This is a genomic window from Stappia sp. BW2, assembly GCF_008107695.1.
Lineage (GTDB): Bacteria > Pseudomonadota > Alphaproteobacteria > Rhizobiales > Stappiaceae > Roseibium.
In genome coordinates this window covers 410987-436517 of the sequence record NZ_VIRG01000070.1, presented here as the reverse complement: position 1 = coordinate 436517, position 25531 = coordinate 410987, and the positions used below count along the sequence as shown (strand labels likewise).

The 25531-nt window shown below is 58.8% G+C and carries 24 protein-coding genes; 12 read left to right on the top strand and 12 right to left on the bottom strand.

Features of this window, described 5'->3' with window-relative positions; all coding sequences use genetic code 11:
* Positions 1-28 precede the first annotated feature (28 nt).
* From FMN63_RS20930 to FMN63_RS20915, 4 genes are all read right to left on the bottom strand, one after another.
* Complete coding sequence (locus tag FMN63_RS20930; protein WP_148586096.1) at positions 29-379, bottom strand: ribbon-helix-helix domain-containing protein; 351 nt, start codon at positions 377-379, stop codon at positions 29-31.
* A 244-nt stretch (positions 380-623) separates the two neighbouring features.
* On the bottom strand, positions 624-1217 hold the full coding sequence (locus FMN63_RS20925) for a DJ-1/PfpI family protein (RefSeq protein WP_162530091.1): 594 nt from the start codon (positions 1215-1217) through the stop codon (positions 624-626).
* Positions 1218-1690: 473 nt separating this feature from the next.
* Positions 1691-2461: a class II aldolase/adducin family protein gene (locus FMN63_RS20920; RefSeq protein WP_148586095.1), complete on the bottom strand. Its 771-nt coding sequence runs from the start codon at positions 2459-2461 to the stop codon at positions 1691-1693.
* Positions 2458-3588 carry a TauD/TfdA family dioxygenase gene (locus FMN63_RS20915; protein ID WP_148586094.1) on the bottom strand — a complete coding sequence of 377 codons (1131 nt, stop codon included), beginning with the start codon at positions 3586-3588 and terminating at the stop codon, positions 2458-2460. The genes FMN63_RS20920 and FMN63_RS20915 overlap by 4 nt, the downstream gene beginning before the upstream one ends.
* Before the next feature lie 169 nt (positions 3589-3757).
* Between FMN63_RS20915 and FMN63_RS20910 the strand changes: the two genes are divergently transcribed.
* Together FMN63_RS20910 and FMN63_RS20905 are read left to right on the top strand one after the other, a co-directional pair.
* Positions 3758-4672: a LysR substrate-binding domain-containing protein gene (locus FMN63_RS20910; RefSeq protein WP_148586093.1), complete on the top strand. Its 915-nt coding sequence runs from the start codon at positions 3758-3760 to the stop codon at positions 4670-4672.
* A 341-nt stretch (positions 4673-5013) separates the two neighbouring features.
* Positions 5014-6693 (top strand): methyl-accepting chemotaxis protein, encoded by a 1680-nt coding sequence (locus tag FMN63_RS20905; protein ID WP_148586092.1) that lies wholly within the window; start codon positions 5014-5016, stop codon positions 6691-6693.
* A 30-nt stretch (positions 6694-6723) separates the two neighbouring features.
* On the opposite strand, the gene FMN63_RS20900 is transcribed toward FMN63_RS20905, so the two are convergent.
* The 3 genes from FMN63_RS20900 to FMN63_RS20890 form a co-directional block, all read right to left on the bottom strand.
* Entirely contained in the window at positions 6724-6936 is a 213-nt protein-coding gene (locus tag FMN63_RS20900) for a hypothetical protein (RefSeq protein WP_148586091.1), read from the bottom strand.
* 36 nt (positions 6937-6972) lie between these two features.
* Complete coding sequence (locus FMN63_RS20895; protein ID WP_353619230.1) at positions 6973-8100, bottom strand: transporter substrate-binding domain-containing protein; 1128 nt, start codon at positions 8098-8100, stop codon at positions 6973-6975.
* A gap of 132 nt (positions 8101-8232) precedes the next feature.
* Positions 8233-8673, bottom strand: a complete 441-nt coding sequence (locus FMN63_RS20890; protein WP_148586090.1) for a L,D-transpeptidase — start codon at positions 8671-8673, stop codon at positions 8233-8235.
* 270 nt (positions 8674-8943) lie between these two features.
* Between FMN63_RS20890 and FMN63_RS20885 the strand changes: the two genes are divergently transcribed.
* The 3 genes from FMN63_RS20885 to FMN63_RS20875 all read left to right on the top strand — a co-directional run bounded on the left by FMN63_RS20885 (position 8944) and on the right by FMN63_RS20875 (position 12196).
* A complete protein-coding gene (locus FMN63_RS20885) occupies positions 8944-9594 on the top strand; it encodes a TetR/AcrR family transcriptional regulator (protein WP_148586089.1) in 651 nt (216 codons plus the stop codon).
* Between the two features lie 99 nt (positions 9595-9693).
* Positions 9694-10713 (top strand): ketol-acid reductoisomerase, encoded by a 1020-nt coding sequence (gene ilvC / locus FMN63_RS20880; RefSeq protein ID WP_148586088.1) that lies wholly within the window; start codon positions 9694-9696, stop codon positions 10711-10713.
* Positions 10714-11032: 319 nt separating this feature from the next.
* Complete coding sequence (locus FMN63_RS20875) at positions 11033-12196, top strand: GGDEF domain-containing protein (protein ID WP_148586087.1); 1164 nt, start codon at positions 11033-11035, stop codon at positions 12194-12196.
* A 22-nt stretch (positions 12197-12218) separates the two neighbouring features.
* On the opposite strand, the gene FMN63_RS20870 is transcribed toward FMN63_RS20875, so the two are convergent.
* Genes FMN63_RS20870 through FMN63_RS20855 form a run of 4 tightly spaced genes read right to left on the bottom strand, consistent with a single transcriptional unit; the run spans position 12219 to position 15320 of the window.
* Positions 12219-13106 carry a D-alanyl-D-alanine carboxypeptidase family protein gene (locus FMN63_RS20870; RefSeq protein ID WP_148586086.1) on the bottom strand — a complete coding sequence of 296 codons (888 nt, stop codon included), beginning with the start codon at positions 13104-13106 and terminating at the stop codon, positions 12219-12221.
* A 33-nt stretch (positions 13107-13139) separates the two neighbouring features.
* Positions 13140-13901, bottom strand: coding sequence for an ABC transporter permease (locus FMN63_RS20865; RefSeq protein ID WP_148586085.1), 762 nt, complete (start codon positions 13899-13901; stop codon positions 13140-13142).
* Between the two features lie 5 nt (positions 13902-13906).
* On the bottom strand, positions 13907-14389 hold the full coding sequence (locus tag FMN63_RS20860; protein WP_148586084.1) for a GNAT family N-acetyltransferase: 483 nt from the start codon (positions 14387-14389) through the stop codon (positions 13907-13909).
* Positions 14390-14396: 7 nt separating this feature from the next.
* Positions 14397-15320: an ABC transporter ATP-binding protein gene (locus FMN63_RS20855; protein ID WP_148586083.1), complete on the bottom strand. Its 924-nt coding sequence runs from the start codon at positions 15318-15320 to the stop codon at positions 14397-14399.
* A 243-nt stretch (positions 15321-15563) separates the two neighbouring features.
* Between FMN63_RS20855 and FMN63_RS20850 the strand changes: the two genes are divergently transcribed.
* The 3 genes from FMN63_RS20850 (at position 15564) to FMN63_RS20840 (ending at position 18838) form a co-directional block, all read left to right on the top strand.
* Complete coding sequence (locus tag FMN63_RS20850; RefSeq protein ID WP_148586082.1) at positions 15564-16472, top strand: pirin family protein; 909 nt, start codon at positions 15564-15566, stop codon at positions 16470-16472.
* A gap of 73 nt (positions 16473-16545) precedes the next feature.
* A complete protein-coding gene (locus tag FMN63_RS20845) occupies positions 16546-17697 on the top strand; it encodes a GNAT family N-acetyltransferase (protein WP_148586081.1) in 1152 nt (383 codons plus the stop codon).
* Between the two features lie 229 nt (positions 17698-17926).
* Positions 17927-18838: a PhzF family phenazine biosynthesis protein gene (locus FMN63_RS20840; RefSeq protein ID WP_148586080.1), complete on the top strand. Its 912-nt coding sequence runs from the start codon at positions 17927-17929 to the stop codon at positions 18836-18838.
* Positions 18839-19019: 181 nt separating this feature from the next.
* On the opposite strand, the gene FMN63_RS29510 is transcribed toward FMN63_RS20840, so the two are convergent.
* On the bottom strand, positions 19020-19217 hold the full coding sequence (locus tag FMN63_RS29510) for a hypothetical protein (protein WP_162530090.1): 198 nt from the start codon (positions 19215-19217) through the stop codon (positions 19020-19022).
* A gap of 330 nt (positions 19218-19547) precedes the next feature.
* On the opposite strand from FMN63_RS29510, the gene FMN63_RS20835 reads away from it, so the two are divergent.
* The 4 genes from FMN63_RS20835 to FMN63_RS20820 all read left to right on the top strand — a co-directional run bounded on the left by FMN63_RS20835 (position 19548) and on the right by FMN63_RS20820 (position 25414).
* Entirely contained in the window at positions 19548-20051 is a 504-nt protein-coding gene (locus FMN63_RS20835) for a putative pterin-binding protein (RefSeq protein WP_148586079.1), read from the top strand.
* The gene (locus FMN63_RS20830; protein ID WP_148586078.1) at positions 20048-22348 is read left to right on the top strand and encodes an ATP-binding protein; all 2301 of its coding nucleotides are present in this window, start codon (positions 20048-20050) and stop codon (positions 22346-22348) included. Before FMN63_RS20835 ends, FMN63_RS20830 begins: the two co-directional genes overlap by 4 nt.
* A complete protein-coding gene (locus tag FMN63_RS20825; RefSeq protein WP_148586077.1) occupies positions 22345-23433 on the top strand; it encodes an HD-GYP domain-containing protein in 1089 nt (362 codons plus the stop codon). The genes FMN63_RS20830 and FMN63_RS20825 overlap by 4 nt, the downstream gene beginning before the upstream one ends.
* A 424-nt stretch (positions 23434-23857) precedes the next feature.
* Positions 23858-25414, top strand: coding sequence for a 2-isopropylmalate synthase (locus tag FMN63_RS20820; protein WP_148586076.1), 1557 nt, complete (start codon positions 23858-23860; stop codon positions 25412-25414).
* The last annotated feature ends 117 nt before the right edge of the window (positions 25415-25531 follow it).

Genomic DNA, 25531 nt, shown 5'->3' with positions numbered 1-25531 from the left:
AATGAATGCGTTCACTCCGCCGCTTGCCTCAGTGCATACGGCCGGTCTCGGCTTCCAGAATGCCCTCTGCATCGAGGCCTGCAATGGGCAGTCGCTTGTCGGTCGGCACATCGCCGGACAATTGCAGCGCCAGATAGCGGCCGCAACACACCCGCAGAAAACTCGTGAAGTTCCCGAGATCGTGTCCTGCGTCGATGCTTTCATGATGGAGCTTGGTGATCAGTTGCACCACATTCATGCCGTCGCGTCCGGCAATCTCGTCCAGAACCTTCCAGAAGAAAGTTTCCAGCCGCACCGATGTCACCATGCCATCGATGCGCAACGACTTGGTCGTGCTTTCCCAAAGCGTGGAATCTGCCTCGATGAAGAGTTTGCACATGATGCTTCCTCCGGTTCGTCAGGGTGCAAGCAAAAACACGGGAGCTGCTGAAGGCGCTTCAACGTGCCTTGCTTGGCCTAAAGCCTAGCCCTCTTCCATCATTTGAGGAAGACGGGTCAGGATCAAATGGACGGCGCCGCGGAGCCTCCAATCTCACCTTCTGGAGAGAGCTCCGGCGCTCCCTCAAACCGACTGCCATGGGAATTGACGGTGCGACCCAGTCAGCTGGCCCGCACCTTTTGCCTCAGGCAGCCAAGGAGCCGGCGGCTGCACCGCTCAGAACCGCATGGAACTGCGACAGCCATGCAGGATGGGCCGGCCAGGCCGGAGCGGTGACAAGGTTGCCGTCGGTCACGGCACCATCGATTGCAATATCAGCATAGGTCGCACCGGCAAGTTCCACTTCCGGACGGCAGGCCGGATAGGCCGATACGGTGCGGCCCTCGATAACCTTGGCAGCGGTCAAGATCTGCGCTCCGTGGCAGATTGCGGCAACCGGCTTGTCCGCTTCCATAAAATGCTTCACGGCATCAAGAACAGCCGCGTCGAGGCGCAGATATTCAGGGGCCCGGCCACCCGGGATCACCAGAGCATCATAACCGGCAACGTCAACCTCGGCGAAGGTGGCATTCAGCGTGAAGTTATGGCCGCGTTTTTCCGAATAGGTCTGGTCGCCTTCAAAGTCGTGGATGCAGGTGGCAACCGTGTCGCCCGCCTTCTTGCCGGGGCAAACCGCATCGACCGTATATCCCATGGCCAGCAGCGTCTGAAACGGCACCATGGTCTCGTAATCTTCGGTGAAATCACCCGTGATCATCAGGATCTTCTTCGCACTCATGCTTCGTCCTCCAGCGTGGCAAATAGCGATGAAGGAAGGCTAGCAGGCAGCAGGTTCCAACGGGTATTAGGTCGCTACTACAGGGCGAATTTCTGCTGTTCTGGTGGTCTTGGCGGGAACGTTTGCCCGGCCGTTATTCCGGACAGATCAGGTAAAAGCCGAACGCTGATCCAGAACCCGGACATATTTTGCAACATAGCTCCTCCTTCTCAAAATTGGACGGATGTCCAATGATTGGAGGCTCGCTGAAGCTCGAGCTGACATCTGGTCTCCGGCTCACGCGATGCCGATATGTACCCCTATGTCCGGAATGGCGGCGAGCTGTTGCCTCAATGTCACCCCGTTCTGGCGGCGCGAGACCTTGGGCCTACTCATTTCCAGAGAGACGATTGAGGAGGATTGCCATGCTTCGCCCAAACGCATTTCGCCTCCCCGAACCGGAGAGGCGAAAAACAGATGGTTATGCGCAGAGATCAGTCCCGGTAATCGGGCTCACTCCGGTCGAGATCCCGTTTCCAATAGTCGAAATGGGCATAGCCCATGCCGACATAGGGTTCCCATTCAGCGGCGGTCTTGGCAGCCAGATTGTCCGACATGACGGCCAGTGGCTGACCCGTGGCATAGGCTTTCAGCAGCGTTTCGGCGGCCCGCTCGAAGAAATAGAGATGCTCGAAGGCTTCGGCGACCGTCACGGCGGAGATTGAAACCCCGTGATTGCCCATCACCAGAACCGGCTTCTCACCCAGAGTATCGGCAATCCGCCTGCCTTCCTCCGCCTCGTCGGCCATACCGCCAAAGCCGAGATCGACCGCGACCTTGCCGAAGAAGCGGGCCGTGTTCAGATCGATCGGCTTCATGGAGGGGTCCTGCAGCGTCGCCAGCGCCGTGGCATGGGGCGGATGACAGTGAAACAGCACCCGTGCCTTGGGGTTGACCCGGTGAACCGTCCCGTGAATGCACCAGGCGGACGCGTCGGGCGCATTTTCGCTCGCCATCACCGCGTCGTCGTTGGCATCCAGCAGCAGCAGGTCACTGGCCCGAATTTCTGCAAAATGCCGCCACTTCGGGTTCATCAGGAACTTCGACCCGTCGTCGGAAACCGCCGCACTGAAGTGATTGCCGACGGATTCGCTCCAGCCGAATTTTACCGCCAGGCGAAAGGCAGCTGCCAGATCCTCGCGCAGAGCCTGTTCGCTCTGCCGGTCCGGAGCCGTTCCGAAGCTCACATCCGTGACAACACTCATTTGAACCGTCCTTCCCCGGACAGGATCCGGTATGTGGAGCGCAATTCGCCCCGGTCGGTGTAGCAGCCGCGCAGGTGCCGTTCGCCGCTGGTTGCCGAATAGGCGACCCGGCCATGCAGGATACGATGATTGTCGAAGACGATACATTCGCCTGCGTTCAGGCGGAACTGCATCAGATACTTCTTGTCCCGCATCATCCGGCCAAAGCGACAGAACGCCGGATAGTAGCGGTCCAGATCATGCTGCGGCATGTCGAATATGTCGGCATGGTGCTGGCTGATCGTGACACCGGAAATGTTGCCGTACTCGTCCAGCTCGATTACCCGCTGGCGGGAGCGCATGTCGAATGTGTCATGCTCGCAGAAATAGGGCACATCCACATTGACCAGCAGTTCGAAGTCTTCCGGATAGGCCTTGCGGAAATCTTCCGCGACCGCCAGCCCGTCGACAAAGATGCTGTTGCCGCCCTCCACCGTATTGGCCCGGCAATGCAGGAACTGCACGCCCGGTGCCAGGTCCTCGTCCGGCAGATCCGTGTGAAGCGGTAGCGCCTTGGAGGTGAAGGCAAGGTTGGTTGGCTTGATGTGGGTTTTCACCTCGAACGTCAGACCGAAATAACTCGGCCGCACATTCCCGATGAGGCCCGCCGTATCGGTAAGCGCGGCGTCCGTATCCGGCAAGCCGGTGAGAAGCGCGACACCATCGGTCAGCATGGCCCGGCTCCAGTCGCGCCGGCGTTCGGTATCTTCCATGACCTCATCATAGGAAAAACGCGCAATCTTCGCGTAGTGATCGCCATACCACGGCTCACGCGGCAGGTTCGCGATGTCCGGACGCTTTTCGCCGGCGGAGTAAGCGGAGAGCAGCGACAGCGGCAGACGGGAAACATCGTTGGTGCCAGCCCAGGAGATTTCGAGATGGCCGCTAACGATGGCCGCCGAAGCAGCCTTCGGCGCTTCGTCCAGAGCAAAGATATCGTTGACCCGCTCACGGGTTTCCGGATCAAAGGAACTCGGGCAATTGTCACGCAGCCAGTAGTAGTTGAAGTAAGCGGTTTGCCCGTTGCTCAGCGGTACATCGAGCCCCTTTTCCTGAAGCAATACACCTGCATCACCTGTCCCAAGCATTGGTTCCGTCCTTTTAAGTTTAGTTCAACAGCCCTTCAGACGCTTCTCACGCATCACTGAAAGTGGCAGCTTTTCGAATGTCTTCAATGAATCTGCTCTTGCACCGGTGATTTGAAAAGACGATAAAATCGAAACTTAAATTAAGCTCGCACTTAAGTTGGGAGAAGAAATGCTCCGGATTCCACCGCTCAGGCTGCTCTCCGTTTTCGAGACGGTTCAACGGGCCGGTGGCACCAAGGCCGCGGCGGCTGAACTCAATGTGTCCATGTCGGCGGTCAGCCAGGCCCTGCGCCAGCTGGAAGAGCATATCGGTGCCCCCCTGATTGACCGCAGCACACGCCCCTCGAGTTTGACGGAAGCCGGCGAAATCCTGCTGAAGGCCGTTGTCGAGAACACGGAACGGCTGAGTGAAGCGCTGAACGACATCCGCGCACTCACCGATCCGGCCAGCGCCTCCGTCACCGTTGCCTGCACCATCGGCTTTGCCACCTACTGGCTGATGCCGCGGCTGGAAGCCTTTTACATCGACCATCCGGATATCGCGGTGAACGTCCACACCACGCAGCAGGAAGTGCCCAGGCTCGGCCAGGGTACGGATATCGCCATGCGCTACGGTGACGGCCGCTGGGACGATGGCACGGTGGATCTTCTGTTCCGTGAAACCGTTGAGCCTGTCTGCTCCCCCTCCCTCGCCGAACGGATCCGGAGTGACGGCGGCAGCCTTGCCTCGGCCTTTCTGATCCATGTGGACACGAGCGACCGGCGCTGGATCTCCTGGCCCGACTATCTTGGCCGTACGCACCAGAAAGCGGCAGGCTCCGCTAAGGGACTCAGGTTCTCCAACTACGTTCAGGCCACCCAGGCAGCCATCTCCGGACACGGTGTTATGCTCGGCTGGCGCTCGATCACCGGCGATCAGGTCGAAAAAGGCCTGCTGGTCTCCGCCGGCCTGCCGCCACTGCAGCCGGATAACGCCTATCATTACGTGCTGTCGCACCAGAGCCGGAACCGGGCGCAGGCAGCCGTTGTTGTCGACTGGCTAAGGGCTGCGGCCGAACCACGGGTCCAGGGCGTGAACCCGTAACTCAAGACAAGATGGTTTGAGGCGGAGAGGTCTTCGCCAAGGTGCCAAAGCGCAGGAAACGCGGCTCAATCTCGAGCTTTCGCAGCACCTGGGGAAACCAAACCGATCGGCGCTTAAGCTTGTTGAGGACGGCAGTGTGAGCCATTAAGCAGCCCCCGCCAAAATCACGAGAGCGCTCTTTCGACACCAAGCACTCAAAACGCGCTTAATATGAAACTTTTACGACAAGTTGCTTTGTTGCAGCGCACATAAACCATTTCGCAACGCATCATAGATCTAATTATCGATAATGGGGTCGCAACAAGGGCAACCCCGACTCTTCATCTTCGGAGATTGGTCAGATGCTTAAGAATATTTCGATCGTCAAGAAAATGCTTGGCGTTATCTTGTTGTTAAGTTTCGCAGCTGCGGGAACCACCTGGCTGGCTTACAGTCAGTTGACCGGTGTCACGCACACATTCAACAGAGTTGGGCTTTCGGAAGAAGCTGCCCGCGAGGCTATGGATCTGCGCATCGATATCGTTGACATCAGCCGCATGACCTATCAGCTTGCAGTCGACACGGAAAATGCCGCCAACTATCGCAGCCAGAACGACGACCGCGTCAAAGAAATGCTTGATCGGCTTCCGAAGCTGGAAGCTGTTGCCGATGCAGAAGAAGTCAAACAGCTCGACACAATACGAACCTCGCTCAACTCCTACTTCTCCAAGATTGAGCAGATGATTGACGTCGCAGAACGCTCGCCGAATGACAGCGCGGCCATCAATGCCGCACTCGACGTTGCGCTTGAGGGCCAGAAAACGGTTACCTCAAATGTGAAGGTCTACAGCAAATACTCTTCCGAGAAGATGGCAAACCTGCGGGAGACCGCCAGCGAGAACGCCCGCGAGGCGGAAACCAGCCTGATGATCATCGCGGCGCTGTCAGTCATCTTGTCCATCGCCCTTGGTGCCTGGATTTCCCACTACGGAATTGCAAGACCGATTTCCCGCATCGTGGAGACCTTCAAGGAGCTCGCAGAGGGCAGACTCGACATTGACATCGAAGGCACCGAACGGACCGACGAAATCGGTGATCTCGCCAAAACGGCTGACTATTTCCGGGAACAGGCCCGGGAAAACAAACGTCTTGCCATGGAAGCCGAAGACGAAAAGGCGCGTGCGGAAGAATTGCGCCAACAGGAACTGAACCAGATGGCAGCCCAGTTCGAGGAAGCCGTCGGCGGCATCGTCCAGTCGGTATCCGCGGCAGCGTCCCAGCTCGAAACCTTCGCCCAGGAGATGTACGACACCGCAAACGTAACCTCTGAACGCAGCGGCACGGTGGCAAATGCTTCCGAAGAAGCATCCTCCAACGTTGAGACCGTCGCCTCCGCAACAGAAGAACTCACGGCGTCGGTGCAGGAGATCTCCAGTCAGGTCGACCGCTCCAACGAGGTTTCCGACGACGCGGTGCGCGACGCGGATTCCGCGGCCAGCAAGGTGCACGGCCTGTCCACCGCCGCGCAGAAGATCGGCGACATCGTCGAGTTGATCAACGGCATCGCTGCGCAGACGAACCTTCTCGCCCTCAACGCCACCATCGAGGCCGCCCGCGCCGGAGATGCCGGCAAGGGCTTTGCCGTCGTCGCTGCCGAGGTTAAGGAACTTGCCGATCAGACCGCCCGTGCGACCACCGAAATCGCTGACCAGATTGCAGAAATCCAGAGCTCGACCGACGAGTCTGCAACCGCCATCAACGGCGTTGCGACAACGATCGGCAAGGTCAAGGAAATCAGTGCTGCGGTTGCCGCTTCGGTAGAGCAGCAAGCCGCGGCAACAAAGGAAATCGCGCATAACATCCAGCAGGCCGCCATCGGCACCACGGAAGTCTCGCGCTCGATCACGACCGTCACCGAGGCCGCCACGAAATCAAGCGCGACTGCAAACGAAGTCCTTCAGGCTTCCGGCGACCTTGCCAAGCAGTCGGAGTTCCTGCAGTCCGAACTGAGCAGGTTCCTGGCCACGATCCGGGCCGCCTGATCCGCGACAAGACGATCTTTCAGGTCTTTATCAGGCGATGGCGGCCCGGCTGCCATCGCCTTTTTTTCGGCTCTGTCGCATATCTGGTCCGGAGCCTGATGCTTGCGGCTTGATGAAGCCGAGGATGGTCTGGACAAGCTCATCGTATCGGGTAGCGATGCGGTGCAATTGTTTGAGCTTGGCAAAGATGCTCGGAGCCGGCAGGAACAACACCGCTTGGCGGTCAGAAAAGAACTGAACCAATCCTTCCGCAGGTCACGCCAACGCATGCCCGAACACCTAGCGTTCGTCTCCGAAATAGCGAACGCGCAGGTCTTCGATCAGATTGGTTTCATGCGCCGAAAGCAATTCCAGCGTCAACGGCCGTGTCCAGCGGCTGTCTTGGGCAAGTCCAAAGCCGTATTTGTCGGGTTCGAAGATCGGCCCCATCACCTCGACGTTCGCCCGCGGGTTATTGTGGGCGTAATACTCAAGCACGGGAGCATCGCCCACAACGGCATCGATTCTTCCGCTGCTCAAGGCGGCAACAGCCCCCTGGATATCGTCGAAGGGCTGAAAGGACCACCCGGTCTCTTCAGCAAATTCTTCGGCCACACTGCCAGAGAAGACGCCCACACTCTTGCCCGGCAGATCACTGGCATCATTGATCTGGTTGGTCAGGGACAGGGTGGTCATGACGCTGGTGACCGACGAGGTGACATAGGCCATCACCGCGATGCCGCAGACGAGCCAGAGCGCCTGCCAGATCCGGCCGGGCCAGCCAAAGAGGTTCTTGCGCGAGGGCGACCTGCCGGACGTGACAACGGACATGACCGAATAAAAGCTTTCCGAAACACCTTCCGGCCACCCCTTCGGAAAGTTCTTGTCGAAGCGCCGGTCAAAGAGTGTCATCAGCACGGTCGCGACGACGATAACCAGCGCGAGCCAGCCATAAGCCCTGAGATAGCCGGAATCGCTGAGGCCGGTGAGAACTTCGGAGAAGGTTGCCCCCTGGTTGTCGGGCACAAGAATGCGCAGGCCCGCGTCGAACCAGGGCTGGGTAAAGTCGATCCGGTCCGCCCGCTTGCGGGTGATCGTCAGGTTGGTGACGGCGATCTCGATGGACTTGTCGGCGGTCGCATCCACAAGACCGCGGATTGTGGGAAAAACCCTGTAGTTGAACGATATGTCGTTCTGCTGCGCCAGCGCTTCCCACAAATCGATCGCCATGCCGGAATAGACGCCGGGCTCTTCCTCCATGACGAAAGGCGGACTGACGTAAAGACCGACCGGCACCGGGTTTGCAGGCAACTGCGGATCGCCGCCTTCATCGGCTGTCTGGCCCATCGCCGGACCGGCGAGGAAGATGGTCAGACACAGCAGAAGAACACGAGAGAGAGATTGACGAGACTTGGAGCAGGCGATCATGGCTGCCTCCGCAGGACAAATCGGGAATCACGCAGAAAGTGTCTCAAAAAGTAAGCTGCCCTGCAGTGGCCATGCAACCTGTGAACGAAGGAAAACAGAGCCAGGATGCGCGGTGGCAGGAGAAAACTCCGCTTACCGCTTGATCACGATCCGTGTGTCGGCCCGGCCGACCTTGCGCACCAGATTGTAAAGATGCGCAGCGTTCTTGGGGTGGAGGCGGATGCAGCCGTGCGAGGCTGGACGCCCCAATCGCTTGAGATCATTGGTACCGTGGATGGCATAGCCCCCCAGGAAGAAGACCGAATAGGGCATCGGCGCCCAATTGTATTTGCGCGAATGCCAGTCGCGTTCCAGCCGGGTCGGCCGCCAGCTTCCGGTCGGCGTGCGATATCCCTTGCGGGCCGTTGAAACAGGCCATTTGTTTCGCAATCGACCATCGACGTAGAGGTAGAGCCGCTGTTCGGACAGATCTATCTTGGCGGTCACACGTGGCGCGGCGCTCGCACCAACGGCAGTCAAGGCAAGAAAGGCCAGCAACAACGGCCCTACTATGAGTTTTCTGATCGTCAACATTTCAAAGCCATCCAGCAAAAAACAACACATAAAAATTTAATACGAAAATGTAATCCGCAAATTCTTCCCAATGCAAGCAGGACCTAGAATAAGCGTAAATTTCTACTCCGGCCACGTGCCTGAGCATGCATTCGAATGCCCTCCCCCAGGCGCAAGGCCTCGCGGAAAAGGTGCGAGATTACTCTTGACCTGCCCCGCTGCCGATGTCATAACCACACCCGAACCGTACCGTACGGTTCTCAGAGTTTCATCAACGATCCGACCAGACAAATGCCAGCGACCGCTTACGATATTGCCACCTCCCGCCCGGATGCAGCGCCCGAATTTTCGCCGCGCCAGCAGGTGGTGTTGCAACATGCGCTGACGCTGCTTGTCGAGGGCGGCGAAAAGGCGCTGACGACGGCAGGGCTTGCCCGCACGGCGAGCTGCTCCAAGGAAAGCCTTTACAAGTGGTTCGGCGACCGGGACGGCCTGCTGGCCGCCGTTGTCGCCTTTCAGGCCAGCCAGGTTCAGTTTCCCTCTGAGGCCGGCGCCACGGCCGATGCGGAAACGTTCCGCGCTCATGTAACTGCTTTCGTGGAAGCCCTGCTGGGCGTTCTGTTTTCCGAAACGTCCTTGGCATTGAACCGGCTGTCGATCGGCCAGTCCAACACCAACTCGAACCGCCTAGGCCAGCTCCTGCTGGTGCGTGGCAAACATATGATTTCCGCCCGTGCGCGCGCCATGCTGGACACCGGCCGCCGCCACGGACTTCTGAAATTCGATGAATCCGAAGACGCCTACCAGGTGCTTTATGGCCTGGCCATTCGGGACGTCCATATCCGCCTCCTCCTCGGTGAGACCGCCGGTCCCGCCGAGACGGATCTGAAATCGCAGGCCGAAGTGGCCGTCGACCGCTTTTACCGTCTGTTCGGGGCCTGACAGCCGCGAACACCCGGGCAAACTGGAAACGACCAGAACCAATCAAGACCGGAAAACCGGCCTTTCAAGTGACAAAATGTAGACGGGAGAAAGGAACCCATGCGCGTTTATTACGATCGTGATGCTGATCTTAACCTGATCAAATCCAAAAAAGTCGCCATCATCGGCTACGGCTCTCAGGGCCGCGCTCACGCGATGAACCTGAAAGACAGCGGCTGCACCGAAATCGCGGTTGCCCTGCGCGAAGGGTCCACGACCGCCCTGAAGGCAGAAGCCGACGGCTTCAAGGTCATGAATGTGGCAGACGCTGCTGCCTGGGCCGACCTGATGATGATGGCCACCCCGGACGAACTGCAGGCCGACATCTACAAGGACCACATTGCAGCCAACATCCGTGACGGCGCCGCAATTGCCTTCGCACACGGCCTCAACGTTCACTTCGGCCTGATCGAAGCGAAGTCCACCGTCGACGTTCTGATGGTCGCTCCGAAGGGCCCGGGCCACACCGTGCGCGGCGAATACCTGAAGGGTGGCGGCGTGCCGTGCCTGATCGCTGTTCACCAGGACGCTTCCGGCAATGCCCATGACCTCGGCCTGTCCTACGCCTGTGGCGTCGGCGGCGGCCGTTCGGGCGTCATCGAAACCACCTTCAAGGAAGAGTGCGAAACCGATCTTTTCGGCGAACAGGCTGTTCTGTGCGGTGGTCTCGTGGAACTGATCCGCGCCGGTTTCGAAACCCTGGTCGAAGGCGGATACGCTCCGGAAATGGCCTATTTCGAGTGCCTGCACGAAGTGAAGCTGATCGTCGACCTGATCTACGAAGGCGGCATTGCCAACATGAACTACTCCATCTCCAACACTGCGGAGTGGGGTGAGTATGTGACTGGTCCGCGCATCGTGACGTCGGAAACCAAGGCGGAAATGAAGCGCGTCTTGACCGACATCCAGACCGGCAAGTTCACCTCTGATTGGATGCAGGAGTATCGTGCAGGCGCTGCCAAGTTCAAGGCAACCCGTCGCCTGAACGACTCGCACCAAATCGAGGAAGTTGGCGAAAAGCTGCGCGGCATGATGCCGTGGATCAAGTCCAACGCTCTCGTCGACAAGACCAAGAACTAAAGACCTTCGCCCCATCGGCCTGACACCAAACCCCGCTGGCAACAGCGGGGTTTCTTTTTGCCCGCCGTGGTGGTCAGGCACCGAATGAATGACCGGGTGCCACCTGCCGCGCCCTGAAACGACGGCATGATGACTGGTTGTCTGCGAAAAAGACCCGAGGTCTTCGCAAATTTCCCATGCATCGCAAACGGTATCGAAGTGGCGCGCACCCGATTTTGTAAAAGTTCCGTCATCAAGGCCAACTGGATTGCAAGAGCCATTCCCATAACGTAATGAATACATTGTAGGAGAATGAGTATCCGGCTCCGGAGTCCCCTTGATGGATCTATCGACACTCTTTTCAGCAAATGTGCTTCTGCTGTCGATATTTGCCATCTGCTTCCTTGCCATTTCTCTGCAGACTCATCCGAGAACGCACTGGCTCAGCTGGGCTGCCGCCAACACCCTGCTGGCATTGGCGCTGATCTGCTTTGCGGTCAGAAGCATGCTGCCGCCGCTGGCCGCCTATCTGCTTCCCAACACGCTGCTGCTGCTTGGATTTGGTTGTCACTGGCATGCCGCGCGCCTGCTGGCAGACATGCCGAGCAAAATCAGCAATGTCGTTGCTCCGGCCTTCGCCTATGTCATCGCCGCAAGCTGCGCCTATCTGCTTTCCGACTATGCGCTGGCCTATCTGGCGGCCAACGTGGTGTTGATGCTGCTGTCCGTTGCAACCATCACCGTTTATGCCTCGAAGCCCCTACGGGGCCTTATCTCCAGCACAGGACTCATCCTTGGGTTCTTCTTTCTGGCCGCCGAGGGGGTGCTACGCACAATTCACGGTTTCGTATCTGTCGGTTCGCAGGAACCTTTCATGATCGACAACCAGAGCGCGGACATTCACCTGATGTGCAGCCTGGTCTTCGTCAGCCTGACAGGTGCTTTCTCCCTCGCGCTCTCGTTCGAACTCATGGCCGACCGGAACCGGGAGGACGCCCGGCGCGATCCTTTGACCGGCGCCTTCAACCGCCGGGAATTCCAGGCTCGTCTGGAAACCATCTTGAAAGATACGCGGAAGGACGACTTCGGCCTGGTCCATTTCGACCTGGATCATTTCAAACAGGTGAACGACCGGTTCGGCCATGCCGCTGGTGACGAGGCGCTTGTGAGGGTCTGTTCGGAAGTGAAAGCGCATCTGCGCCAGCACGATTGTTTCGCACGCCTGGGCGGCGAAGAATTCGCCGTGCTTCTGCCATCCATTTCGCGGGAGAACGCCTACCGTGTCGCCGAGCGCCTGCGCGAATGCATCGCCGGCCTTCAGTTCGAGTTCGCGCCGCGGGATTTCAACGTGACGGCTTCGGCGGGCGTCTATCACGGCAATGGCGGCGAGCTGCCATCAGACGAACTGCTCAAGACTGTCGACCAGAGCCTCTATCAGTCCAAGCGAACCGGACGGAACCGGATTTCCATTGTCGAGCCGGTCTCCGGTGCAGCCCCTTCCTGAGCCCCTGAGAGCCACGTCCCACTCAGGAGTAGGCTTCGATGAGCCTTGTGACTTCCTTGTCCCGCGCCCCTTCGCTGGCCCCACCCATGACGACCACGATCAGGCGCTTGCCGCCACGATTGGCTGTCGCGACAAGATTGTAGCCCGACATGCGGATATAACCCGTCTTCAGGCCATCGACGCCAGCCACCTTGCCGACCAGGTTGTTGGTGGCCCGGAAGGTCCGGCCGTTGTAGGTAAAGGACCTCGCCCGGTAATAGCTGGCATATTGCGGGAAGCGCCGCTTGAGTGCGAGGCCCAGCACCGCCATGTCGCGGGCCGTGGACACCTGCGCCGGATCGGGCAGGCCGGTGGCATTGACGAAGCGGGTACGGGACAATCCCAGAGACCGTGCCTTGGACGTCATCTGCCGGGCAAAGGCCGCTTCGCTGCCGGCAAGGTTCTCGGCAACGACGATGGCGACATCATTGGCCGACTTGACAGCGAGCGCCCTTGCCGCCTGTTCCACCGTGATGGTTGTCCCCGCCTTGAGGCCCAACTTCGCCGGCGGCTGCGATGCCGCCTTGGCTGAAACCTTCAAGGGCGTGGAAAGCGAATAGCGCCCTTCGGAAACAGCTTCATAAAGCAGGTAGAGCGTCATCATCTTGCTGAGCGAGGCGGGAAAACGCGGTGCATCCGCATCGACCGCGTAAAGTTCCTCACCGGTAGACGCATTCAGAACCAACGCGGAAAATCCTCGCTCAACAGCTGTCGTCGGCGCATAGGCCACGGCAGGAAGCGGGGCAGTCTGAACGGCCGGTGCCGTGTTTGTTACAGGCGCCGGAGCCGGCCCCTGCCCCGTCTGACAGGCGGCCAGGAAACCGGCCAGAACGAAGATCGAAGCCTTCTTCAAAAGGAAAGACGCACGCATTCCCGCTCTCTCAAACTCGCGTTTCGGCCGGCCCTATGCCTTGAGGCGGTAACCGGTCTTGAATATCCAATGCACAACAGCCAGCGAACCGCCCAGAAAGATCATGGTTGCCAGCAGAGACAGCCACAGGCTGACATCCGCCTGACCATAGAAACTCCAGCGGAAGCCCGATATCAGGTAAACCACCGGATTGATCAAGGTGATCTTCTGCCAGATCTCCGGCAACATGCTGATGGAATAGAAGCTGCCGCCCAGAAAAGCCAGAGGCGTGACGATCAGCAGCGGTACAAACTGCAGTTTTTCGAAGTTGTCCGCCCAAATGCCGATGATGAACCCGAGCAGCGCGAACGTGACGGCGGTCAGCAGAAAGAACGCCGCCATCCACACCGGATGCTGGATTTGCAGAGGCACGAAAAAACTTGCCGTAATCAGGATGATCAGACCGACGACGATAGATTTCGTCGCCGCCGCGCCGACATAGGCGATGGTGATTTCCAGAAACGACACCGGCGCCGACAAAACCTCGAAGATTGTGCCGGTGAACCGCGGAAAATAGATGCCGAACGCAGCGTTGGACAGGCTTTGTGTCATCAGCGACAGCATGATCAGCCCGGGAACGATGAAGGCGCCGTAGCTGACGCCGTCAACTTCGGAAATCCGCGAACCGATGGCCGCCCCGAAGACAACGAAGTAAAGCACCGTGGAGATCACCGGCGAGATGATGCTCTGCATGATCGTGCGGCGGGTGCGCGCCATTTCGGTCAGATAGATGACTTTGATCGCTTCGAAATTCATGTGCGCTACTGCCCCGAAGTCAGAATGAGTTCCATCCGGGGCAAGGTGCGTCCCGAAATCGAACCGGACGGAGCCCGGCCAATGGTCTTGAAGCCCATGCGGGCGTAAAACGGTTCGGCAAAAGGATCCGCATCGAGGCCGATCCTTACCAGTCCCAGATTTTGTGCCCTTTCGTAAAGCACGTCGAACAACGCCCGGCCTACGCGCCGCCCCTGCCAGGCGGGATCGACAAAACAGGTTTCCAGTTCCCCTGTTTCGCCATCGTCTCTGGTGGACAGCCGGACACAGCCGACGGGCCGCCCGTCTGCATCCTGCGCCAGCCAGAAATCGTCATCCTCGATCCAGCTGTCGCGAACCTTCAGTTCGTCGGCACACATCGCCATGAAGGCGTCGTCGTAACCGTTTGACTGCTTGGAGCGCATACACAGATCCGTCAGTGCCGGGATGTCTTCGAGGACCGCCTCGCGAATGGTAAAGCCTGTGTCCATCTCTGCCTTATCCCTGACTGACCAGGCCAACGAAGATGTCCTCCAGCGAAGACTGGTCGGTCTGTAGATCGTGAAAGCGCACGCCGGCTTGAGAAAGATCGGTCAGAAGCGATGTGATGCCTGTGCGCTCCGCCCTGGTATCGTAGGTGTAGACCAGACTACGTCCCTCGTCCTCAAGCTTCAGATCGTAGCTGGCAAGGCTGCCGGGGATCTCGCTGAGGGGCTCGGTCAGGCTGAGCGACAACAACTTGCGCCCAAGCTTGCGCATCAGCTCCGCCTTGTCCTCAACCAGAATGATTTCGCCCTTGTTGATCACCCCGACGCGGTCGGCCATTTCCTCGGCTTCCTCGATGTAGTGGGTCGTCAGGATGATGGTGACGCCTTTCTGCTTCAACTCACCCACGATGCGCCACATGTCGTGTCTGAGTTCCACATCCACACCCGCCGTCGGCTCGTCCAGAAACAGGATCTTGGGCTCATGGGCCAGCGCCTTGGCAACCAGAAGGCGGCGTTTCATGCCCCCGGAAAGAGCCATGATCGGGTTGCTGCGCTTTTCCCAGAGTGTCAGGTCCTTGAGAATGCCTTCGATCCGCGCCGGATCCGGTTTCATGCCGAACAAACCACGGCTGAAGGCCACCGTGTCGCCCACCAATTCGAATGGAGCGGTCGGCATTTCCTGCGGCACCAGACCGATCATCTGACGGGCGGCGCGGTACTCGATCAAGGCGTCGTGGCCGCACACGTGAATACTGCCGGAGGTTGGCCGCACAAGGCCGCAAATCGTGCTGATCAAGGTCGTCTTGCCGGCCCCGTTCGGTCCGAGCAACGCAAACACCTCTCCCTGCCGGATATCCAGAGACACGGATTTCAGGGCCTGGAAGCCACCATCATAGGTTTTTTCCAGGTCGCGGACAGAAAGTATCGGGGCCATTGTTTCAACCGATTAGGGAGAAGGGATTTGACCAGACGGCCAAACAGGCGGGCACACTCGCATGTGGGCGGACAGGCCGCAAGATGCAACCCCGTCGGGCAGGCCCCCGGCAATCACAGGAAGTCCGGATGGCGGCGTCACTGTTTCGCCTGACGAAACACTGCGTCTGCGGACGCAAGCCTAGGTTTTGCCGGCCAAACCACTATCTTCCTGTCAAAATCAATTCGCAGCAGGAAAAAAGTCATGTCCATCCGTCCCGTAACCCACATCGGCAGCACGCAATCGACCCTGGAAGGCGCCGGCGTTCGCCTGGAGCGGGCCTTCGGGTTTCAGGATCCGGAAATGCTGGACCCGTTCCTTCTGCTCGACGATTTCCGCAACGAACGACCTGAAGACTACCTGAAGGGCTTCCCCTGGCATCCGCATCGCGGCATCGAGACCATTACCTACGTGCTGGCCGGCACTGTTGAACACGGCGACAGCCTGGGCAACAGCGGCAACCTGGGTGCGGGCGACGTTCAGTGGATGACCGCCGGAAGCGGGATCATGCATCAGGAAATGCCCAAGGGCGATGCCAACGGCCGGATGCACGGTTTCCAGCTCTGGGCAAACCTGCCCTCCTCGCTGAAAATGACCGCTCCGCGCTACCAGGATGTCTCTTCCGGCGAAATCCCCGTCGTGATCGATGACGACGGCACCTCTGCCCGGATCATCTGTGGTGAGTTCTGGGGCAAACGCGGCCCGGTCGACGGTATCGCCGCCGATCCACAGTATCTCGATATCCACGTTCCGGCGGGACAGAAGAAACGCTTCAAGGTCGACACGCACAAACAGACCTTCGCCTACATCTTCGAAGGGTCAGGAACCTTTGAAGGGGCATCCGATCCGTTTGGGGTTCTGACGGAGAAGGAATTCGGCGGCGAGGAACTGAAGTTCCGCGACCAGACCGGCAACCGCTCTCTGGTGATCTTCGGCTCCGGAGACGAAATCGTGGTTCAGGCGGGAGAAGAAGGCATCCGCTTTCTGCTCGTTTCCGGTGCCCCGATCAAGGAACCCGTCGCCTGGCATGGACCGATCGTCATGAACACGCGCCAGGAACTCATCCAGGCCGTGACCGAACTTCAAAACGGCACGTTCATCCGTCAGGACTGAACGAGGCCAGCCGCCTTGTAACTTTCACAAAGTCTGGCTAGGGCTGTCCGGAACGTAACCGACTGGATTGCCCATGCCACTGAAACTCCGCCCGGCCACCGAGGCCGATGCCCCCGCCCTCACCGACATTCTCCACCGCGCCAAGGCGACCTGGGGCTATCCGGAGGAGAAGATGGCGGAGTTTCGCGAGTACTGGCGGATATCCGAGGCAACCGTCCGGTCGTTGACGATGACCGTTGCCGAACGAAACGGCCTTCCGGTTGCCTTTTCCGGCCTCTCCGAACAGAGCGAAGATACCCTTCTCATCGATTTCCTGTTTGTTGCCCCCGAAGCCCAGCGCCAAGGCATTGGCGACCTTCTGCTGAAACGCGCCGAGGATCAGGCCCAGCGCCTGGGCCTGGGCCGGCTTTATCTGGAAAGCGACGCCCATGCGGGTCCGTTTTATGAAAAGCGCGGGTTCCGGACGCTGGCGACAAGGCCAAGCGCGATGTCGCCGGACAAGGACATCCCCCTGATGGAAAAACCGCTGGCTCCGGCGGTCTATCGGGTCGACACCCTGAACATCGGCATTTCAGACAAACCCTGGGCTTTTGAAACCGCGCATGCGGAGGCCATCGACGCCTATTTCGAGGAAGCCAGAAAGCGCATTCCGCAGCTGTGGAATGGCCGCACGATGAAGCTCACCGGGTTCGAGTTCAAGGACGGTGCTTTCAATGGCACCTGCACCGAATGCTCCTTTGCCGCGTTCCTGGCGTGGCGCGACTGGGGCGCTCCGGATGCAACCGCATTCAATCTTTTCGGTTCCGCCATTCTGCGGTCCGCCGATGGCGCACTGCTTTACGGTGTCATGTCTTCGAAAACGGCAACAGCCGGGATGATCTATCCCCCCGGCGGCAATCTCGACCCGACCGACCTGACCGAAGACGGCAAGGTCGACGTCGTCGGAGCGATCTACCGGGAACTGGAAGAGGAAACCGGCCTGAAACGCGAGGATGTCCGGCCTGCGGAATTGCTGGTGACCTTCGACGGCTGGCGGATTTCCATCGGTCAGTTGATGGATGTGCCCCGCCCCGCGGAGGAACTGCGCACCGAGATCCTGCGTTTTTCCGAAGCGTCCGAGGAACAGGAACTGGCGGATATGCGCATTATTCGCACTCGCGCGGATCTGGAGGACAGCGCCATCGTGCCCTACGCCCGGTCACTCGGCAGATATCTGCTGCCATGACGTGCGCAAGGCAAAGCGGCCGCGAACGGCAATATTTTGTTCACCAAGAATGCGCACTAAGCACTGGCAGGACTTGCCTTAAAATGCAAAAGTCCGCTCACCTTTGAACCCGGCACCTCGGATTTCACAGGGACCGTCCGTTGAGGACAGGTTTGTTGATTTACAGCGTTCGAGCCCCTTGCCAGGCTTCGTTTGAAGGCAGGCAGGCGGCTTCAGGGAGAAAAGAAGTATGAGCCGCCGCTATGCGATCCTGGATGTCTTCACAAATACGACCCTTGCCGGGAACCCCCTGGCGGTGGTTCTGGACTCCGAGGGCCTGAGCGACGCGCAGATGCAGAAGATCGCCGGCGAGTTCAATCTTTCCGAAACGGTCTTCGTCTTTCCGCCGGAAAATCCCGGACATTCGGCCACCATGCGGATCTTTACCCCCAAGATGGAACTGCCATTTGCCGGACACCCCACCGTCGGTACGGCCATCCTTCTGGCGACCGAACGCTTTGGCGAGATTTCGGGCGAGCAGGATTCCGTCGTGGTTCTCAAGCAGAAGATCGGCGCGGTGCGCTGTGCCGTGATCCTGCGCGAGCACGCAGCCGCCTTTGCCGAGTTCGATGTTCCCACCCTGCCGGAACCTGCCGGACCGACCAACAATATCGACCTGATCGCCGCCGCCCTCAATCTGGAGCCGAGCGACATCGGGTTCGAAAACCATGGCCCTTCGCGCTTCCGCGTCGGCCCTCCCTTCACTTTCGTGCCCGTACGCGATCTTGATGCGCTGGCGCGCGCCAAGCCGATGCCGGCCATGTGGAACCGTGGCTTTGGCAAGAACGGTCACACAGACGCCTATGTCTATTGCCGGGAAACCCGCTCTCACGACAGTGCCTTCCACGCCCGCCTGTTCGCACCCGACATGGGCATTCCCGAAGATCCCGCAACAGGTTCGGCTGCAGCCGCTTTCGCCGGTGTCGTCGATTATTATGATGATCTGCCCAACGGCACGCACCATATCCGCATCGAGCAGGGCTTCGAGATGGGACGCCCCTCTCTGATCGATCTGGAAATCGATATCGAGGGCGGCAAGATGCACGCGGTCAGGATTGGCGGTCAGGCGACCCTGGCTGCAAGAGGCGAACTGTTCGTCTAACAGACCTGCTTGGCTCCCGGACGGTCAGTGAGCTGCCCGGGAAGACCCATCGCCTTGGTGACGCGCGGTGACACCGGAAACGCCGCGAGCACTTCCGGTTGAACTGGGCTATCACAGCACACCCGAAGTGCTGCCTTGAAGACCAACAGTTTCTCCGACTTCGGAAGCCTGTTCGCATCCATCAGTCGCACGTGCTTTTTGGACCGGCAGCCGACTGATACCGGTCTGTTCCCTGAAGTGCGCGCGGAAGGCCGACACGCTCGCCCCAGCTTTTGCCGGTCAGCTTCTGTGACCGATCCAGATTGCGGCAGATGTCGCGGCCGGTTCCGGCTGACGGTCCTCCACCAGGCTCGCGCACGCAGGACTGCCCGACGCTCAACCGGCAGCACCTGCCGGGCTGTAAGTCCGAAACACCGAAGATAAGCGCGACCTCAAGCCTAAGTAATTCTTTCAGCTGACAGGTTTCAGGATGACGTTTTGCTCGCGCATCAGCCGATCAAACCGAAAGCCACTCCCAATAATATAAACTATTGAAATTATTCAAAAAATTTTAAATACGGCTTACTTTACCCAATGGGCTTAACAAGATTTTTGCCTAATCATTTTGCATTTGATTAAAGCCCACTCATGTATCAAAGTTTCCCATAGGAATAAAAAATAGAATTACTGTAAAAATTGACAGTAATTTACAAAAAAAATGGGAAACGCCATGAAGTCTTTACTGAGCCTCCTGGCAGGAACATTCATGCTGAGCGCTTCCGCGCAGGCAGATAACCTTCCTGCTCCAACCGGTGAAGTCGTCCTCGTTGTGACCGGCAATATCGAAAACACGAACAAGGGGAAGAGCGCCGAATTCGACATGGACATGCTGGAAGGTGTTGAGACCATTTCCAGGACAATCGCGACGCCATGGACCGAAGGAACCACCGCCTTTTCCGGCCCGAAACTGCGTTCGCTTCTTGAGGAAGTCGGTGCACACGGCTCCAAACTGATCGTCAAGGCGCTCAACGACTACAGCGCTGAAATCCCGATGGGCGACGCCGAGAATTTCGACACCATGCTGGCGACGAAAATGAACGGCGAATACATGACCGTTCGCAACAAGGGTCCCCTGTTCCTGATCTATCCCTTCGATACCAACCCGGAACTCTTCAACGAGAAATACTTTTCCCGGTCGGTCTGGCAGATCCGTGAAGTTGAAGTTGTCGAGTGAGAAACCAGCTCGAAATAGGCGGTAAGGCCGTTGAACAGGCAGCACGGGCGACGAAATTCGTACTCGTCGTCCAGATTTTTCTCGTCTGTACCGTCCTGGCCATCTTTTCGCTGCTGGCGAAACGGGAAGGCGAGTTGCACGATGCCATCCGCGAAGACGCTATGTGGGCGGTCTACCAGCTTGACCGCGAGGTGCGAGCAGTTTTCGAAATGGTACAGCATGCCTCGTACCGTATCGGCGAGGCTGGCGTGGAAGCAGCACAACAAGCCGTCACACCGCGCGATCTGGTGACGCGATACGACATCCTCTATTCACGCCTCTCGGTTCTTGCAAACTCCAAATACAACATCTTTTTCGAGCAGAGCCAGAACGTCAGATCCAGAATTGCGAGCATCGAAGACAAGATCCTGGCCATTGAGCCTGTGTTCAATCGCATCGCTGCGCAAAAGAACTATTCCGGCATCGACTTTTCGCCTGTCCAGGCAACGCTTGAGGAAATTCGCTACGCCACCAACGAATTTCTGGTTCGCACAAATGCAGCGATTTCCAAAGCGCGCGCAGAAACCCGCAACGATGTCTTCCAAGCACAGATGCTGGCTTTTCTCTTCATGTTCGCAATCGTCGTTGCTGCACTCTTCCTGGCCTTCCACATGCTTCTTCAGATCCGCATCGTGAAGCAGACCCGTGAGGCCATGAACACCGCCGCTGCGGAATACGAAAAAGCCTACAAGGCAGCCGAAGCGGGCAACAAGGCCAAGTCAGCGTTTCTGGCCACCATCGGTCACGAAATCCGCACTCCTCTGAACGGCATTTTGGGTATGGCCGAACTGCTGGCGCAAAAGCCCCTTCCGGCAGAAGAAGGCGGATACGTGCGCACCATCACAAGCTCCGGCCGGGCCCTGCTGGAGATGATCAACGAAATTCTTGATTACGCGAAGATTGAATATGGATCGCAACAGTCCGAACTGATCACCTTCAGGTTCGACGAGCTTGTGCGAGATACCGCAGCCGTCGTCGAAGGACAGGCCCTTGAGCAGAACAACAAACTCAAGGTGCGTATTGATCCTGTGCTTGAAGGCGCGTTCATCAAGAGTGACCCCACCAGACTGAAACGCGTCTTGCTCAATCTGCTGTCGAACGCTGTCAAGTTCACCGAAAACGGTTCGGTTTGGCTTGAGGTGGCGGCAAGCAACGTGACTGAAGAGGCGCTGGAGCTGACAGTCTGCGTCAGGGATTCCGGTATCGGGATCGCCCCAGAGGCACAAAAACAGCTCTTTACGGCTTTCCATCAGGTCGATTCCTCGATCAGCCGACGGTTTGGAGGCACAGGTCTTGGCCTTGCCATCTGCAAGCAGATCGTTGAGGCCATGCAGGGAACGATTGACGTTTCAAGCACGCCGGGTGAAGGAGCGACCTTCAGCTTCACCTTGCCGGTTCAACGGGCAAAGGCTCCGGCGTGTGAACCCGCCGAGCGGGAAGAGGACGCGGCACTGTCCACCCCGATACCGCGCCTGCGGGTCCTGCTGGTAGAAGACAATGCCATCAACCAACGGGTCGCCGCGAAATTGCTGGAAAGACTGGGGCAGGACGTCACCATAGCCTGCAATGGCAGGCAGGCGATCAAGCACGTGCAGAACGCGGATTTCGATCTCGTGTTGATGGACGTGCAAATGCCGGATCTCGACGGCATCGCGGCAACGCGGCTCATTCGCAAGCTCGGTGCGCCACTCGACAGGCTGACGATTGTCGCGATGACGGCAAACGCCTCGGACCAGGACCGGCAGGATTGTCTGGACGCCGGCATGAATGGCTTCGAGCCCAAGCCGGTCACTTCCCAGCGGCTCGCGGCCATTCTGCGGAACCACGGACGGTCGAGAAATTCAGGAGATGGCACCACCGGGCTCACAGTTGCGGCGCCAGAGCCCCAGGAACACCCCGACGCCTCCCTGCCGCATACCAACGTCATTCATCTTGCAGGAGACGAACAGGGTGATGCCAGGCGTGCAGAGCTGCAGGAAGAACTGGGCGAAGAAGCCTTCCAATCCCTGCTGAGCGAGTTTTTCGAGCATGCGGAGACACTCGTGCCGCAGATCACCAAGGCCGCGGCAGAGGGGGACGAAGAAACCTACGACCGTCTGCTGCACTCGCTGACGGGCGCGGCGGGCAACCTCGGATTTACCCCCCTTTCGCGAACGGCCGAGGCGCTTCGAGCAACCATTAAAACGCCCAACTGCGCCACACGCCTGACCGTGGAACTGGAAAGAGCAAAAAACCATTACCGGAAGATAGCGATATGACCGACACACCGCTTGCCGACACCGACTTCCGCATTCTCCTGATCGAAGACGATCCCACCAATCGCAGGATCATGGAACGGCTCGTGGAACGCATCCACGGCTGCCACGCCATCAGCTTCAACGACCCTCTGGACCTGATTGCAGCGCTCGACACCATCGAATTCGATGTCGGTATCGTCGACTACCAGTTGCCGGGTCTCAACGGCATTGAGCTTATCAAGCAGGTCCATCAGCATCCCGCGCATGTCGACAAGCCGATGGTGATCGTGACGGCGGATAAGGACCGGGACATCCGGCTAGAGGCGCTGACCTCCGGCGCAGTCGACTTTCTGAACAAGCCGCTTGAGATCGTGGAGTTCAAGGCCCGCGTGCGGAACCTTACCAAGCTGGCCGAGGCGCAGCGCAAGCTGTCAATGCGGGCGGAATGGCTGAAGGAGGAAGTCGACAGGGCAACGACGGAACTGCGCAAACGGGGCGAGGAGATCGTTCACCGGCTGATCCTTGCCTCTGAATACAAGGATCTCGACACCGCCATGCATACCCTGCGCATGGCGAACTTCTGCGAGCTGATCGCAGAAGAACTCGGCATGAGCATGGATTTCCGTCACGACCTCAAAATGGCGGCGCCAATGCACGACATCGGCAAGGTCGGTATTCCGGACCGGATCATGCGCAAGCGCGGCCCCCTCACCCCGGAGGAGCGCGAGGAAATCAACCGGCACACGGAAATCGGCGCGGGTATTCTCAAGGGCTCCAGTTGCCGGTTGCTGCAGGTAGCGACCCAGATTGCCGCAACCCATCACGAGCGCTGGGATGGCAGCGGCTATCCCGACGGTCTGCGCGGTGAGGAAATTCCACTGGTCGGCCGGATAGCGGCTGTTGCCGACGTATTCGACGCCCTGACGACGGAACGCCCTTACAAATCCGCATGGTCCAACGACCAGGCCTTCCGCTTTCTGGCAGAAAAAGCCGGCAGCGATTTCGATCCGGAATGCGTAGCCGCCTTCCTGAGCAAAAGAACGGAAGTGGAGAAAATCCAGGCCAAATTCGCCGATGACCCCATGCTGGTTGCCGGTAACGGCTGAGACCGGCATCCGGCATGAAAATCCGGACCGCACAGATTGCCAAATGTGCAAGCTTCGGAAAAGCTGGTTGCATCGTGCTTCATCCTGACTTATGACATTTCCCATTAACCGTCCGGTCACGCTTTTGCGCCACGCTTGGCGGACCATTTGAAAAGACGACCAAAGGCCAAGACAGACCCATGATCGCGGTTCGCGACATTTCTGGATCTTCTCGCGACGCGCTGACACAGCGCGGCGGCCTCATTCTACTTGGCGACCTCCTCCTTCTTAGATGCCCCTGAGCGTCGGCTGCTTCGCTTGTCTTTAGGCGGAACGGGCACTTAGGGGAGAGTTTTCAAAAAACCGCATCACGACCATCGGATCGCGCCCCGCCTATCCTGACCCGAGCGACCTAAGGCCCGATCCAAGCCAGGAACGAAACGACATGACTGCCACCTCCGAGAATGAACAGGTCCGGATCTTCGACACCACATTGCGCGACGGCGAACAATCGCCCGGCGCCTCCATGACGCTGGGAGAAAAGCTGCAGATCGCGGAAATTCTCGACGACATGGGTGTCGACATCATTGAAGCCGGCTTTCCGATTGCCTCCAACGGCGACTTTGAAGCCGTCAGCGAAATTGCCAAACGGTCGAAAAACTCCGTCATTGCCGGCCTCGCCCGCGCGATCCATGCCGATATCGACCGCTGCGGCGAAGCCGTGAAACATGCCGGCAAAGGCCGCATCCACACGTTCGTCTCCACCTCTCCGATCCATCTGAAGTTCCAGATGAACAAGAACGAAGAGCAGGTGCTGGAGATCATCACCGATACGGTCACCCGCTCGCGCAACCTGATCGACGATGTCGAATGGTCCGCGATGGACGCAACGCGCACACCGATCGACTATCTGTGCCGCTGCGTGGAAGCCGCCATCAAATGCGGTGCCACCACCATCAACCTGCCAGACACGGTCGGTTACGCCACCCCGGACGAATACAAGGCCATGTTCGAGCAGATCCGCGAGCGCGTGCCGAATTCAGACCAGGCCATCTTCTCCGTTCACTGCCACAATGACCTGGGCCTGGCGGTTGCCAACTCACTGGCCGGTGTTGCCGGCGGTGCCCGCCAGATCGAATGCACCATCAATGGCCTGGGCGAACGCGCTGGCAATGCCGCCCTGGAAGAAATCGTCATGGCGATCAGAACACGTGGTGACGTCCTGCCTTACGTGACCCAGATCGACCCGCAATTCATGGTCCGCGCCTCCAAGATGGTGGCTGGTGCTTCCGGTTTCGCGGTTCAGTACAACAAGGCCATCGTTGGCAAGAACGCTTTCGCTCATGAGAGCGGCATCCACCAGGACGGCATGCTGAAAAACGCCGAGACGTACGAAATCATGCGTCCGGAAGATGTCGGCGTGAAAGCGACATCCCTGGTCATGGGCAAGCATTCCGGCCGCCACGCCTTCCGCGACAAGCTGAAGGAGTTGGGCTTCGAACTGGGCGACAACGCCCTGCAGGATGCCTTCCGCCGCTTCAAGGATCTCGCCGACCGCAAGAAACACGTTTATGACGAGGACATCGAAGCCCTGGTCGAAGACGAGATCAGCGTTCTGGGCGAAAGCACCAAGGTGATTGCACTGACCGTCATCGCCGGAACGGGTGGCCCGCAGAAGGCGATCCTGACCATGGACGTCAACGGCCAGCACATCACCAAGGAAGCCACCGGCGACGGTCCGGTCGACGCCACGTTCAACGCCATCAAGGCAATCGTGCCGCATGAAGCGAACCTGTCGCTGTACCAGGTGCATGCGGTGACCGAAGGTACCGACGCACAGGCCGAAGTGTCCGTACGTCTGGAATCAGGCGGCCGGATCGCGACCGGCAAGGGTGCGGACACCGACACGCTCGTTGCTTCTGCCCGCGCTTATGTGTCCGCGATGAACAAGCTGGCCCTGCGCCAGCAAACCGGTAACCCGGGCGCGCTTGCTGCCGTCTGACGCCGGAAAGGCCTCCTGTTTTCACTCACGTGAAAGCGGATCACTGCCATCCAAGGCATGAAAAGCCTCCTGTGCCCCCGGATTTCCGGTAAGGTACAGGAGGCTTTGTTTTGTGGG

Coding starts and splice junctions, on each gene's coding strand:
- FMN63_RS20930 (WP_148586096.1), bottom strand. CDS start 379: ATGTGCAAACTCTTCATCGAGGCAGATTCCACGCTTTGGGAAAGCACG.
- FMN63_RS20925 (WP_162530091.1), bottom strand. CDS start 1,217: ATGAGTGCGAAGAAGATCCTGATGATCACGGGTGATTTCACCGAAGAT.
- FMN63_RS20920 (WP_148586095.1), bottom strand. CDS start 2,461: ATGAGTGTTGTCACGGATGTGAGCTTCGGAACGGCTCCGGACCGGCAG.
- FMN63_RS20915 (WP_148586094.1), bottom strand. CDS start 3,588: ATGCTTGGGACAGGTGATGCAGGTGTATTGCTTCAGGAAAAGGGGCTC.
- FMN63_RS20910 (WP_148586093.1), top strand. CDS start 3,758: ATGCTCCGGATTCCACCGCTCAGGCTGCTCTCCGTTTTCGAGACGGTT.
- FMN63_RS20905 (WP_148586092.1), top strand. CDS start 5,014: ATGCTTAAGAATATTTCGATCGTCAAGAAAATGCTTGGCGTTATCTTG.
- FMN63_RS20895 (WP_353619230.1), bottom strand. CDS start 8,100: ATGATCGCCTGCTCCAAGTCTCGTCAATCTCTCTCTCGTGTTCTTCTG.
- FMN63_RS20890 (WP_148586090.1), bottom strand. CDS start 8,673: ATGTTGACGATCAGAAAACTCATAGTAGGGCCGTTGTTGCTGGCCTTT.
- FMN63_RS20885 (WP_148586089.1), top strand. CDS start 8,944: ATGCCAGCGACCGCTTACGATATTGCCACCTCCCGCCCGGATGCAGCG.
- ilvC (WP_148586088.1), top strand. CDS start 9,694: ATGCGCGTTTATTACGATCGTGATGCTGATCTTAACCTGATCAAATCC.
- FMN63_RS20875 (WP_148586087.1), top strand. CDS start 11,033: ATGGATCTATCGACACTCTTTTCAGCAAATGTGCTTCTGCTGTCGATA.
- FMN63_RS20870 (WP_148586086.1), bottom strand. CDS start 13,106: ATGCGTGCGTCTTTCCTTTTGAAGAAGGCTTCGATCTTCGTTCTGGCC.
- FMN63_RS20865 (WP_148586085.1), bottom strand. CDS start 13,901: ATGAATTTCGAAGCGATCAAAGTCATCTATCTGACCGAAATGGCGCGC.
- FMN63_RS20860 (WP_148586084.1), bottom strand. CDS start 14,389: ATGGACACAGGCTTTACCATTCGCGAGGCGGTCCTCGAAGACATCCCG.
- FMN63_RS20855 (WP_148586083.1), bottom strand. CDS start 15,320: ATGGCCCCGATACTTTCTGTCCGCGACCTGGAAAAAACCTATGATGGT.
- FMN63_RS20850 (WP_148586082.1), top strand. CDS start 15,564: ATGTCCATCCGTCCCGTAACCCACATCGGCAGCACGCAATCGACCCTG.
- FMN63_RS20845 (WP_148586081.1), top strand. CDS start 16,546: ATGCCACTGAAACTCCGCCCGGCCACCGAGGCCGATGCCCCCGCCCTC.
- FMN63_RS20840 (WP_148586080.1), top strand. CDS start 17,927: ATGAGCCGCCGCTATGCGATCCTGGATGTCTTCACAAATACGACCCTT.
- FMN63_RS20835 (WP_148586079.1), top strand. CDS start 19,548: ATGAAGTCTTTACTGAGCCTCCTGGCAGGAACATTCATGCTGAGCGCT.
- FMN63_RS20825 (WP_148586077.1), top strand. CDS start 22,345: ATGACCGACACACCGCTTGCCGACACCGACTTCCGCATTCTCCTGATC.
- FMN63_RS20820 (WP_148586076.1), top strand. CDS start 23,858: ATGACTGCCACCTCCGAGAATGAACAGGTCCGGATCTTCGACACCACA.